This window comes from Roseateles sp. P5_E1, assembly GCF_054049335.1.
Map to the genome: position 1 here is coordinate 1 of NZ_JBFUMN010000507.1, position 511 is coordinate 511.

Sequence of the window (511 nt, forward strand, 5' to 3'; positions counted from 1 at the left end):
GTATTCGGGAGGGTCGCGAGCACGGTCGGTAGCGGTGGTCGCATGCGCTCGCTGGCGCGGCGGCGGGGTTTGCGCGGGGGGCGCGGGCGGATGTCGGCCAGCAGCTGGGCCAGCACCATCGCGTCGATGTTGCCGCCGGACACCACCGCGCACTTGCGCTTGCCGGCGACGCGACGACCGGCGGCCAGGGCCAATGCGCCGGCGCCTTCGGCGATGACGTGTTCTTCCAGTGCCAGTCGCACCAGGGTCTCGCGCAGCTCGGCTTCGCGCACGATCACCACATCGTCCAGCAGTGCGCTGCACAGCTTGCGGGTCAGGAAGCCGGGAATCTTGACCTTCACGCCGTCAGCCAGGGTCGCCACCGGCGTAATCTCGCGCAGATCGCCGCGGATCGCGCGTGCCATCGAATCGACACCTTCGACCTGTGCGCCGACGATACGCACGCCCTGCGATTTCACCGCCAGCGCGACGCCCGATGCCAGGCCGCCGCCGCCGATCGGCACGATCACCA

General features: G+C 70.3%; 1 protein-coding gene. It reads right to left on the minus strand.

The features are described 5' to 3' along the window. A partial coding sequence (locus tag ACXJKJ_RS32350) for a pyridoxal-phosphate dependent enzyme (RefSeq protein WP_457395858.1) occupies positions 1–511 on the minus strand: 511 nt, incomplete at both ends.